Source organism: Bacteroides sedimenti, from assembly GCF_040365225.1.
GTDB classification, from domain to species: domain Bacteria; phylum Bacteroidota; class Bacteroidia; order Bacteroidales; family Bacteroidaceae; genus Bacteroides; species Bacteroides sedimenti.
In genome coordinates, this window is record NZ_AP028055.1 from 3,440,554 (window position 1) to 3,453,808 (window position 13,255).

The 13,255-nt window shown below is 39.4% G+C and carries 7 protein-coding genes; all 7 read left to right on the plus strand.

The genetic code is table 11. The annotated features are described in order from the left end of the window. Positions 1–10 precede the first annotated feature (10 nt). The 7 genes from ABWU87_RS13720 to ABWU87_RS13750 all read left to right on the plus strand — a co-directional run bounded on the left by ABWU87_RS13720 (position 11) and on the right by ABWU87_RS13750 (position 12,804). Entirely contained in the window at positions 11–1,477 is a 1,467-nt protein-coding gene (locus tag ABWU87_RS13720; protein ID WP_353331649.1) for a SusD/RagB family nutrient-binding outer membrane lipoprotein, read from the plus strand. Positions 1,478–1,505: 28 nt separating this feature from the next. Beyond that, the gene (locus ABWU87_RS13725; protein ID WP_353331651.1) at positions 1,506–2,201 is read left to right on the plus strand and encodes a BT_2262 family domain-containing protein; all 696 of its coding nucleotides are present in this window, start codon (positions 1,506–1,508) and stop codon (positions 2,199–2,201) included. 12 nt (positions 2,202–2,213) lie between these two features. Further along, positions 2,214–2,714, plus strand: a complete 501-nt coding sequence (locus ABWU87_RS13730; protein ID WP_353331653.1) for a lipid-binding protein — start codon at positions 2,214–2,216, stop codon at positions 2,712–2,714. A 1,122-nt stretch (positions 2,715–3,836) separates the two neighbouring features. Beyond that, positions 3,837–7,028, plus strand: coding sequence for a SusC/RagA family TonB-linked outer membrane protein (locus ABWU87_RS13735; protein WP_353331655.1), 3,192 nt, complete (start codon positions 3,837–3,839; stop codon positions 7,026–7,028). A 12-nt stretch (positions 7,029–7,040) separates the two neighbouring features. Beyond that, positions 7,041–8,612: a SusD/RagB family nutrient-binding outer membrane lipoprotein gene (locus ABWU87_RS13740; RefSeq protein ID WP_353331657.1), complete on the plus strand. Its 1,572-nt coding sequence runs from the start codon at positions 7,041–7,043 to the stop codon at positions 8,610–8,612. 938 nt (positions 8,613–9,550) lie between these two features. Beyond that, on the plus strand, positions 9,551–10,795 hold the full coding sequence (hflX, locus tag ABWU87_RS13745) for a GTPase HflX (protein ID WP_353331659.1): 1,245 nt from the start codon (positions 9,551–9,553) through the stop codon (positions 10,793–10,795). Positions 10,796–10,815: 20 nt separating this feature from the next. Further along, on the plus strand, positions 10,816–12,804 hold the full coding sequence (locus ABWU87_RS13750; RefSeq protein ID WP_353331661.1) for a DUF4954 family protein: 1,989 nt from the start codon (positions 10,816–10,818) through the stop codon (positions 12,802–12,804). The last annotated feature ends 451 nt before the right edge of the window (positions 12,805–13,255 follow it).

Genomic DNA, 13,255 nt, shown 5'->3' on the forward strand with positions numbered 1-13,255 from the left:
AGAGAGAAATATGAAAAAAATATTAATAGTGGCAACCTCTGTTGCTCTTCTTACAGCATGCGATCTTGATGTGAATAAGAATCCTAATTATCCGGAAGAGGCACCTGCTACAATGTTATTGCCTGCAGTTCAGAATTCCATCGCTGTAACTGTAGGTGACGGAATGTACAATTATGCTGGCTTCTTTGCACAATATTATGATCAGATGCCTGAAGCAAACCAGTATAATACCTTATGTGATTATACATTTACTGAATCTTCGCAGATTATTGATCGTTCTTATAGAACATTATATGCCGGAGCGCTAGCTGATATTAATGGGATATTTAAAGATAAGAATGCGTCAGACGCAGATAAATATGTTGCAACAGTACTTCGTACTTTCTGCTTTCAGTTATTAGTAGATAATATGGACCAAGCACCTTATAAGGAGATTTTGCAAGGGAATGCAAATTCTATGCCTAAATGGGATGCTGGACAGGAAATATATGAAGGTGTACTTGCTGAATTAGATGAAGCAGAATCAAAATTGACCAAAGAATCAGCTATTCTAAGCCCCGATTTATTGTTGTCAAGAGATCTTGATCAATGGAAAGGTTATGCAAATGCTCTTCGTTTAAGAATGTATCTTAGATTTGTTGATGCTGGAGTTGATGCTGCTAACTATACTGCAAAAATCAAAGCTTTGGTAGATAAAGGTGTATTCTTTACCGGTGATATCAAGTTTGATGCATTTTCAGATGAAAAAGAAAAAAGAAATCCTTGGTATGCATGTAATAAGGTTGAGTTAGCAACTAATCATGTGGCGTCTTATCCGATAGTTACTTATATGAAGTCTACGAAAGACCCTCGTATAGCTTATAGCTTTCTTAAAGCAGCTAATGTAAGTGATTATGCTGGTGAACTTCCTGGATCAAAAGCCGCATTATCGAAAAAGAATGCAGATTATAGTGCATTGAATTATTATGCTACAAAGCCGGTTTACTTCTTTACTCAGAGTGAACTACAGTTCTTACTATCTGAAGTATATCTTCGCTTTTATAGTAATGATGCAAAAGCTGAAGCTGCATATATCGCAGGTATCGATGCGGATTTTTCTGCACGTGGGATGACAACTTCTGCATCTGTTATGTATGGTCCAAATGCTCCTGTTGCATGGTCTACTGCTTCAGATAATGCAGCTAAGTTGGAACTTATTTACATGCAAAAATGGGTCGCACTTTGCTATATGGATCATATGGAAGCATGGTCGGAAATTCGTCGTACAGATTGTCCTAAGCTTTCTTCGAAGACAGCGGATGCAATTTTTAAAGATCCGACAATCTATACTCCTGGAGAATTAATAGCTCCGATGCGTAATGGATTGGGAACTGGCATGGTAAAACGAATGTTTTTCCCGCTTAGTGCTCGTCAGTTAAATAAGAATACTCCGGCAGCAGTTCCTTTAACAACCGGTGTGTGGTGGGATAAAAAGTAAGTTGTAATAATCATAAAGAAAAAATAATATGAAAAAAATATTATATAGTATTTTGGCTTGTCTTCTAGTTCTTTTCACTTCTTGTGAAAAGACGACTGAAGACACCTCTAAAATTACGTACTTTGTAACTTATATGATGAATGGCGATCAGACAACACTGGTTCCTGTTGGAACTACATTTACTGATCCGGGTGTTGTTGCAAAGGAGGGTGAAAAAGATGTGACTTCAAAAATGACGGTTTCAGGTTCTGTTAATGCCAATAAGATTGGATTGTATACAATTACCTATTCTGCTGTAAACGTGGATGGTTTTGCTAGTTCAACAACTAGAACCGTTATCGTTTATGATCCTAATGTAACAACAGATATATCTGGCGAATACAAGTTGGCTGCAACTTCTTATCGTTTAAGAGCTGGTGCCAAGGTTTATTATTCTGATTATAAAGTAAACTTAACAAAATTAGCTCCTGGTATATTTACGGTATCCGATTTCTTTGGCGGATACTATGATATAAGGGCTAAGTATGGATCTAGATACGCTATGACAGGTTTGGTGAATCTAACTACTGATAATAGAATTATGCTACTTTCTAGTAAAGTTGAAGGTTGGGGGGATTCCTTGGATGGCCTGAATAATGGTACTTATAATCCAGATGCAAAATCAATTCATTGGGAAGCTGATTACGCTGGTTCAATGACGTTCTTCGTAGATTTAAACATGTAAAAACAAACAATTATGAGAAAATATTTGATATTGCTGTTTGCGGCTATTTCTTTTACTTTTGCTAGCTGCGAAAAAGAAACTGAACCAGGTGGTACTGCTGTTGAAAAAATGGCAGGAGACTGGTGGGTGACTGTTGAAGTGATTAAAAACGGCCAAAGTTTAGGTGACGCATATGGTCAGGGATATTTCAGAATGACAACATATAATACAGCTGCGAATTCAGATACAGAAATGTGGCTTGATGATGGCGGGCATTTCTGGGATTACAAGTTGAAGGTAAATGTAGATTACAAGACACGTTCTTTCTCAACATCTGACTTTGTAGATAACTTGAAATATGATTCTAAGGTTAAGATTACTGACGGAAAGATTCTTGAAGGAGCAGCCTTGTCTCCAAGTGGTATGCCAGCTGATAGTATTGTTTATTTCGTTCAGTTTGACGATGATAAAAATGGGTTTGTACACAAGATCTCAGGTTTCCGTCGTACCGGATTTGAACAGGATGATTTCTAAACTATCTTCTAAATAACCTTTTTAGGCTGATTAGAAAATAAATAATTTATAGAACCGTGTCAAAAGTAACTTTTGGCACGGTTTTTTTTGTCATGCATAATATGTTTTTATATTCTCTATTTATTTGACGATTTCACTAACTATCTTATCCTACAGTTTTAGACCATAATTTAAGATAAGATTAACTGCAGTTATCAGAGTTACATTCGCAAATGAAACGCTATCATTCGTTATTAGTAATTTATTCTTTTGTGATAATTTGCAGGCGCTTTCATAATGAAAATACGTATTAATACTTCTCTTCTTTAATTCTTTAGAAACTTAATCATTAGATATCCCCTAATTTGTTTATTTATATTCTCTAATTAATATATAATAACATTTTTTATATTTATATTCAATCCAGTTCTATCGTTTACAAGAATTTTAACTATAAAAATGTTTCTTAAATGACATAGATTTAAGATAGTCTTTCAATTTTCCCAATCTGTTTTTCATTTAATCATAAATCACAATTACCGTAAAAATTAATGGGGCAGTCTATTTTTCTCCTTTTTTTTAAAAAACAAACATTTTATTCTCCTGTCGTTAATGAAATAACTTAATTGTTATTACTGATTCGTTGCACAATGAAGAAACGATTTATCTAAATTACTCCATTGATTAATAAGAACTTTCTTTTGCTTTACTGATTCTGATGAATTTTAGCTTGTCAGTTAAAAAATGCAATTATATTATGAGTCATACTTGTGATTTGTATATACAGTAAATTGTTTATAAGTGTTTTGATAAATAAGATTCTGTAAAAAATCAAATAGTTTTTTGAATTTATCAGAATATCAAAAAGATGCATTTATGTCGTATAAATAATCAAAACGATGAGTAAATCGGCCAAAAAATAACATTGCAATTTATTGTGATATCTGTATTTATGTTTTGATAATTATAAATATGTGCTCAAATATGATAATAAGATTAAAATACGGATGGATAGCTATCAAAATGAAACAAAAATGTGTGTATAAATAAAAGTGGGTTTATTTTATAGGTTTAATTCATAAATTTGCAAACTGTTAGAATGAAGTGAATCAAATTATGAAATTAAACTTTAAGAGTGAATTTATGAAAAGAAAATTAGTGCTGTTGCTGGCATGCCTGTTCATGGGTGTTGGTCTGGCCACTGCCCAAAACCTGAAGGTAACAGGTGTTGTTCTTTCTGAAGAAGACGGGTTACCTGTTGTTGGGGCATCTATCTTAGTGAAAGGAACTAATGTTGGAACGATCAGTGATTTGGATGGTAACTTCGTGTTGCCAAATGTTCCTGCTTCGGCAAAATCATTAGTTGTTACTTTTATCGGAATGAAAGCTGCAGAGGTTGCAGTAAAACCGACAATGAAGATTGTTCTTGCTTCTGATGCGCAAGTAGTTGATGAAGTTGTAGTAACTGCGTTGGGAATCTCTCGTCAGAAAAAAGCATTAGGATATGCTGTTTCCGACATTTCGGGAGATGAAATGCTCAAAGCACGCGGTGGCGTGAGTAATCCGGTAAACTCTTTGCAGGGTAAAATTGCCGGTTTGCAGATTCAAGGAGGTTCCGGATCAATGGGTGGTTCATCCAAGATCATCATTCGTGGTGTGAAATCGATTTCCGGAAACAACCAACCTTTATTTGTAATTGATGGTGTGCCTATTGAAGGTACAGACTATAATAGCGCTGAAACCCAGAGAGGTGCCGGTGGTTATGACTATGGTAACCTTGTACAGGACCTTAACCCGGATGATATTGAAAATATATCTGTGTTGAAAGGACCGAATGCGTCTGCTCTTTACGGTTCACGCGCAACCAATGGTGTTGTAATGATCACTACTAAAAAAGGAAAGAAAGGTGAAGGGTATGGCGTTACATTCAATTCATCAGTTGGTTTGGAGGTAGTGAATAAACTCCCCAAAATGCAAAAATTATACGGTGGTGGTTACGGTTTCGAAGAGATTGCCATCAACGGCAAAAAATACTTGTATCCGGATATGGGTACGGACGAGAGCTGGGGTGATAAATACGAAGGTCAGGAATTTGTTTCTTGGTACGACCTTGCTAAATGGGAAGCTGCAGGTAAAGTTGGCAATCCTACCACTTCAAAATGGCAAGCTTCAAAACATGATATCAACGATTTCTTTGAAACAGGTCTTGCTTATACCAACAACGTTTCGGTGAGCCAGGCTTCAGACAGAGCAACAGCTCGTATCTCTTATACAAATTCCGATTTGAAAGGATACATGCCAAACAGCTCTTTGTCGAAGAATATCTTTAATGTAGCTGCATCAACAACCAGTGCAGACAAACGTCTGGAGGTTTTCACCAATGTAACCTATTTCAATTCAAGAGCAAAAGGACGCTCTGAAACAGGATATGGTGACAATAATGTAATGCAGAAATTCATTCAGTGGGGACACCGTGAGCTTGATATGAACGAATTGAAGAGCATGTACATGTACCCAGACGGAAGTCAGGTAACCTGGAACCGTGCAGCATGGGATGATCCAACTCCTATGTATAGCAACAACCCCTATTGGTCACGTTACATGAACTACGAAAACGACTCTCGTAACCGAATTTATGGTAACGTGGGTATGAGTTATAAGATTCTGGATAATCTGAAATTCCAGTATAAGGCAAATCTTGATTTCTTTGTAGACAAACAATATGAACGCAATGCTGTGTTCTCTCAGGAACAGTCTCGTTATTCTGAAATCTCTCGCCAGCAGGTTGAAACTAACCACGAGTTTATGTTATCATACAATACTCGATTGCTGGAAGAAATCTCTTTCGATGCAAATGTGGGTTCAAATATAATGAATCGCAGATACGAATATGTACATGGCGAAACTGATGGTGGTTTGGCAATTCCTATGTTCTACAATCTGAAGAACTCTGTGAATCCGGCTAAATCTGATAACTATCTCAGAAAGAAATCAATCAATTCAGTTTTTGCAAGCGCAACACTTGGATATAAGAGCACATATTATTTAGACCTCTCTTTGCGTAATGACTGGTCGTCTACCTTGCCAAATGGAAACAACTCCTATATGTATCCTTCTGTAACCGGTAGCTTCGTGTTCTCTGAATTGTTGAGAGATAAAACTCCATGGTTGAGCTTTGGTAAACTAAGACTGGGATATGCTCAGGTTGGTAATGATACTGACCCATATCAGATTATTGATACTTATTCTCAATATACCAATATTACTTCGACTCCGGGATATATTCTGAGCACTACACTTAAGAATGGCAACCTGAAGCCAGAGCAAACAAACTCATATGAGGCTGGTGTTGAAATGTCGTTCCTGAACAACCGTTTGGGTTTTGAAGCAACACTCTATGCAAGTGAAACTAAAAACCAGATTATTCCATTGTCTATTACTGGTACTTCTGGTTACATGTACAAAGTGGTTAATTCGGGTCTGATGACCAATAAGGGTATTGAATTTTCAATCCACGGAACTCCTGTTAAAACAAAAGATTTCTCATGGGAATCATCTCTGGTGCTTGCATCTAACCAGAACAAGGTAAAGAAACTGGTTGATGGTGTTACGTACTTTAAATTGGCTAGTGCACCTTTCAAGGTAGAAATCGGTGCTCTTGAAGGTCAGGAATATGGCGTAATTATGGGTACCAACTATGTATATGATAAGAATGGCAATAAGGTGATTAACGAAGATGGTACTTATGCCGCAACAAACGGTAATGAGAATATCGGAAAAGTTTATCCTGATTTCACAGGTGGATGGACCAATACATTCCGTTACAAGAACTTTGATTTAAGTGTGCTACTTGATTTCTCAAAAGGTGGACACTATTATTCTACCTCTTATTTGTGGGGTATGTACTCAGGTATGCTCGAAGAGACTGCTGCTTTGAATGAGAACGGAGTGAATATCCGCGAATCATTTGAAAACGGTGGTGGTGTTCTGTTGAAGGGAGTAACTGCAGATGGAAAACCAAATACAACCCGTATCGATGCCGAAACTTTCGGAACTCAAGTATACACAGGACCTGCAGCACAGGCTGTATTCAAATCGGATTATCTGAAGTTGCGTGAAATCAATATCGGCTATACAGTTCCGATGAAGAAAAACTACTTTATTAAATCAGTTCGCGTTTCTGCTTACGGACGTAACTTAGCTGTATGGGGACCAGATGTTAAACACTTTGACCCTGAAATGGCAATCACCAGCTCTGGTAACGTACAAGGTGTTGAAGGTGGAGCTCTGCCTTCTGTTGCGAACTTCGGTATGAATCTTAGTTTGAAATTTTAATAGATGTACATTATGAAAAAAATATTATATAAATTATTGATTCTTTCTATGGTGGTTGGAGCTGTATCTTGCCAAGATATGGAAAGTGTCAACACCGATCCGAACAACCCAGCCGGTGTTCCAAGTAATATGGTTATGGCAGGGGCCGAAAAGAAGATAATGGATTATGTATACGACAACTGGTTTAGTGGTCGTCAGTCATTGGTTTACAGCCAATATTGGTGTCAGAGAAACTATACTGAGGAAGATCGTTACCAGATTCGTGAAAGCGTAAACAATAACTATTTCAACCAACTGTATACTTGCCAGGCCAACCTGACTAAAGTGATCAAACTGAATTCAGATCCTGCAACGGCTTTAGCAATGGCCAAATATGGTAACAATAAGAACCAGATTGCAGCGGCAAAAATTCTGAAGACATGGCTTTATCAAGTGATGACCGATACTTGGGGATCAATTCCTTATACTGAAGCATCTAAGCTTGATGAAGGAATTTACTATCCAAAGTATGATGATCAGACTGAGATTTACAAAGCGATGATTAAAGAGCTGACCGATGCAGCAGCGATGATTGATGTAAAAGAAAAAGCGTTTTTAGGTGGTGATCGTATCTTTGACGGTGATGCTTTGAAATGGAAGAAATTTGCAAATTCGTTGAAATGTCGTCTGGCTATTCACGTATCGAAGGTTGATCCAAATTGGAAAAATTACATAGCTGAAGCTCTGGCAAACGGAGTTTTCGAAAGCAATAAAGATAACGCCGTATATACTTACTCAAAAACAGCTCCGGAGCAGTGTAACTTTTACCGTGGGTATTTTGAAGATATGAGAAATGACTTTACCATTTCAAGACCTTTTATGGATATTCTAAAAGGCCAGACAGATACATTGAATGCAAAATCTCACCCTTGGGCTGGTGTACAAGATCCTCGTTTGCCAATTTATACCACATCACCTGATAGTATAGGTATGCCTCTTGGTATTCCGAGTAGCTCAGTAGAATCTGGAATGCGTACTGCTGCTCCAAACTGGAAGAAAAACCCTCCTTTGTGTTTGAATGCAGATTTCTCAGTTCCGTTGATGACCTATGCAGAACTTCAGTTTATTCTTTCTGAATATAACGGCTTCAGCGTTAAAGAATATAAAGATGGTGTGCGTGCGTCAATCGAATACTGGAGCGGCCTGAATGGCACAACAGTCGGCGATGCTCAAATGAATACCTATATTGCAGCTGTAAGTAACAATGTTAACGCGGAAAAAGTTGCTCTTCAAAAATACATTGACTTGTATATGAATGGTACAGAAGCGTGGGTTGAATATCGTCGTACAGGTTATCCGGTTCAGCTGTTGAAACCAAACGAAATCTCTTGCATTTCGGGTGGAGAGACGCTTAAGTTCACAACTTTGTCTGAAACAAAAGGAGATCTAATCTCTCGTGTGAAATATCCGACTAACGAAAGTACTTTGAATAAAGAAGCCTTCGATGCTGCGGTTTCAAAGTTACAGGATAAAACAAACAACTATTATTCTAAGATGTTCTGGGATGTACGTACATCAACTAACCAGCACCCGGCGAACAAATAAACAAGAGTAGTTTATTCTACATTATAGTACACTTTACATTTATTGAAGGAGGTTATCTGGAAACAGATAGCCTCTTTTCTTTTTCGGTTATATCCTGCAAACGGCATTCTCTTATATATTCCACCTTCTCCCATATAATTATTTTAAAAAAGTCGCGCAAGTCACGCAAATCACGCAGAAAGGCTGCAAGTGGTTGTGCAGCAGGTGTATATAGACGCGTGACTTCCTGCGTGACTTTTCCGAAGTCACGCAGTGACGCTGTAAGGAAATACAACTGGTTGCTTTAGTTGCGGATGATGAGGCTTAACCAATTGTGTATGTATCGTATAAGTATCGTCTTAACAGGGCAATGTGTCGTTTAAATCTGTTTTTATTAAGTATAATTTATAACTAGTCTTTATGTTTTCTGCCGTACACCCGGATGTACACCCCCTGTACACCCGGATGGAAGGATACAGTACACCCGGGTGTACCAAGTGGGTAGATCCGGATGGAGAGAGGATTATTAAACCTTATATTGTGCAACAGCTGACCATCTTTGCGGATTTGAGGGAATACAAAGGCCAAATAAAGAGGAACAGAAGGATAGAAGAGATAACAAGTAACCCCTTAGTCTGCATCCGAATCCGAATCTTACAAGAAGGCATCGCGGAGACGCTTAAAAATGGTGCGTAACTTCCTGTGCGACATGACGGAAGTCACGCAGGAAGTCACGCGCTTGTATCTGCTTGACTTTAAATGTGTTAACCATCTAAGTGCGTGACTTGCGCGACTTGTGCTACTTTTTTGAAATCAATTCTATGGAGAGATGATAAGAATGGTGGGTGATAACTATCTTATTTTCTTAACAACCTACAGAGATAATCCTTTTTTTGAACCTCTGTGCTGTATTAAACGTTTTATCAGTATATTTGCGAATATTATTTTAAATACAGACAATGAAAGAATTTGTTATTTCAGAAGCACAAACCGAAACAGCAGTTCTGGTGGCCCTGATTACTCAGACGCAGGACGAGCGTAAAACGTATGAATACCTTGACGAGCTGGCTTTCCTTGCTGAGACGGCTGGGGTGGAAGTGGTGCGTAATTTTACGCAGAGACTGGATACTCCTAACTCGGTAACTTTTGTAGGAAAAGGGAAGTTGCAGGAAATAAGTGAATACGTGGCCGAGAATGAAATCGGCATGGTAATATTCGATGATGAACTGTCGGCTAAGCAGTTACGCAATATAGAAAACGAACTGAAGGTTAAAATCCTCGACCGTACTTCTTTGATTCTGGACATATTTGCCATGCGGGCACAAACGGCGAATGCCAAAACACAGGTGGAGCTGGCGCAATACAAATATATGCTTCCACGACTCACCCGATTGTGGACTCACCTTGAACGGCAGAGCGGTAGCTCGGGCGGTGGTAAAGGCGGCTCAGTAGGACTTCGTGGTCCGGGTGAAACGCAGCTTGAAATGGATAAGCGTATTATTCTTGGCCGAATGGCTCTGTTAAAAGAACAACTGAAAGAGATAGACAAACAGAAGGCTACCCAGCGCAAGAACCGCGGCAGACTGATTCGTGTGGCTTTGGTGGGGTATACCAATGTGGGAAAATCGACCTTGATGAATCTGATGGCCAAAAGTGAGGTCTTTGCAGAAAACAAGCTTTTTGCAACGCTCGATACTACGGTGCGTAAGGTGATTATAAATAATTTGCCTTTCCTGCTATCGGATACGGTTGGTTTTATCCGTAAACTTCCTACCGACCTTGTGGATTCCTTTAAATCGACTCTGGACGAGGTAAGGGAGGCCGACTTGCTTTTGCACGTGGTGGATATCTCGCATCCCGGATTCGAAGAGCAAATCGAGGTGGTTGACAAGACACTGACAGAGATTGGTGGAGGAGGTAAGCCTTGCATTATAATCTTTAATAAGATTGATGCTTATACCCATGTTGAGAAAGCTGAAGATGACCTGACTCCAAAAACCAAAGAGAACAGAACGCTGGACGAACTGATGAATACCTGGATGGCGAAACTTAGCGACAATTGCATCTTTATCTCGGCTCGTGAAAAAGAAAATGTGGATGTGATGAAAGAGCTTCTTTATAATAAGGTGAAAGAGCTTCATGTGCAACGTTTCCCCTATAACGATTTTCTTTATCAGATATACGATGAAGATATGAATGAGTAATTAACATAAATAAAATGCCTATGGAAACATACCGTGTGCTTACAGAAGATGAGATTATTCAGCTGAAAAGTCAATCCTGTCTGGCTGACGATTGGAGTCATGTTTTTGTTTCGTCGAACTTTAAGGCCGGTTATGTGCACCACACCCGTTTCTCGGGAACGGTGAAGCTCGGCTCTTTCGATGGTGAATTCACTCTAGCCGGTGGAATAAGAAAGCATGCCGGATTAAGACACGTTACACTTCATAATGTTACCGTAGGCGATTGCTGCTGCATTGAGAATATTCAGAACTACATTGCCAACTATGATATTGGCGAACACACATTCATTGAGAATGTGGATATTATTCTGGTGGATGGCATGAGCAGCTTCGGCAATGGTGTTTCGGTTGCCGTAATGAATGAAACGGGCGGACGCGAGGTGTTGATCAACAACAAGCTTTCTGCCCAGCAAGCTTACATCCAGGCGCTTTATCGCCATCGGCCGGAGTTGATTAATCGGATGAAGGTAATCACCGACCATTATTCCGGCAAGCATGCTTCGGAAACCGGAACAATCGGCTCGCATGTCACTATTGTCAACACCGGAGCCATCAAGAATCTCCAGATTGGTGATTATGCCCGCATTGAAGGCGCTTGCCGACTGGAGAACGGAAGCATAAACAGTGAAAAAGAGGCCCCGGTTTATATTGGATACGGGGTAATTTGCGAGGATTTTATCGTCTCTTCCGGTTCACGCATTGATGATGGCGCCATGTTGTCGCGCTGCTTTGTAGGGCAGGCTTGTCATTTAGGTCACAATTATTCCGCTTCCGACTCTCTCTTCTTCAGCAATTGTCAGGGAGAAAACGGTGAGGCGTGTGCCATTTTTGCCGGACCGTTTACCGTTACCCATCATAAATCCACGTTGCTTATAGCGGGTATGTTCTCGTTTATGAATGCCGGTTCCGGCTCCAACCAGAGCAATCACATGTATAAGCTGGGACCTATTCACCAGGGAGCGTTGGAGCGGGGTGCAAAGACAACATCCGATTCCTATATTCTCTGGCCTGCAAGGGTGGGAGCTTTCTCTCTGGTTATGGGTAGGCACGTGAATCATTCCGATACTTCCAATCTGCCTTTTTCTTATCTGATTGAGCAGGCAAATACCACCTATTTGGTTCCTGGAGTCAATCTCCGTAGTGTAGGAACCATTCGCGACGCCCAGAAATGGCCGAAACGTGATAAGCGGACGGGGACAAATAAGCTGGATTGCATTAATTACAATTTGCTTAGTCCGTACACCATCCAGAAGATGTTTAAGGGACGTGAAATACTGAAGGAGCTGAAACGGGTATCCGGAGAAACCTCAGAGATTTATTCCTACCAAAGTGCAAAGATTAAGAACCAATCACTGAATAACGGCATCCGCTTCTATGAGATTGCCATCAATAAGTTTCTGGGAAACTCGATTATCAAACGGCTGGAAGGGGGCAATTTCAAGAGTAACGATGAGATTCGTGCACGTTTGAAACCCGAGACGGAGACAGGCAGAGGTGAATGGGTGGATGTAGCCGGACTGATTGCTCCTAAGAGCGAGGTGGACTGGTTGCTAGACGGCATTGAACAAGGAAGCATTAAACGTTTGAGTGATATCAATAGCTATTTTGCCGACATGCATCAGAATTATTATACCTATGAATGGACCTGGGCATACCACAAGATTCAGGAGTTTTACGGTTTGAACCCGGCTGAGATGACCGCCAAGGATATCATCAAGATAGTCAATATGTGGAAAGAGGCGGTTGTGAGACTGGACAAGATGATTTATGACGATGCTAAAAAAGAGTTCTCTTTATCATCCATGACTGGTTTTGGTGCTGATGGAAGTCGTGAAGAAAAGGTGCTTGATTTTGAACAGGTACGAGGAGACTTTGAAAGCAATCCTTTTGTTATGGCGGTACTGAAGCACATTGAAGATAAATCGGCTTTGGGCGATGAACTGATAGGTAGAATCAGTCCGTTGACATAGTTTCACGTCCAATATTAATAGATAAATACTGTCCGGTTTTAAATTGGTTGGCTTATCTGACATAGCTTATCGTTTATACAACTGATAGATGAAAAGTATGCGTAAATAAACTTTGCCATTAAAATAAATTAGAGATAAAGACCCCGTTGTTGCTGGCACAATTCTGTAAATAGCCAGTCAACGGGGTTTCTTCTTATTGTACCTTCTTCTTATGCCATGAATACTGAACAGATGGAATTCTTGCAGCTCAATTGGTTTAGAACTCCTTTGCTCCATCATCTATCTTTTATTTTCGGTGTGTCACCTTTCTATTTCTCAGGTATTTCGCAGGCTGATATTGTCTTTCAAAATGTCAATTCAACTTAAATGCAGGCTAAAACAAAGGAGTGGGCAAAATATAACAGTAACAAAGAATAATTATCTTTTTATCAATTCCCCAAGAGGAGTTTTT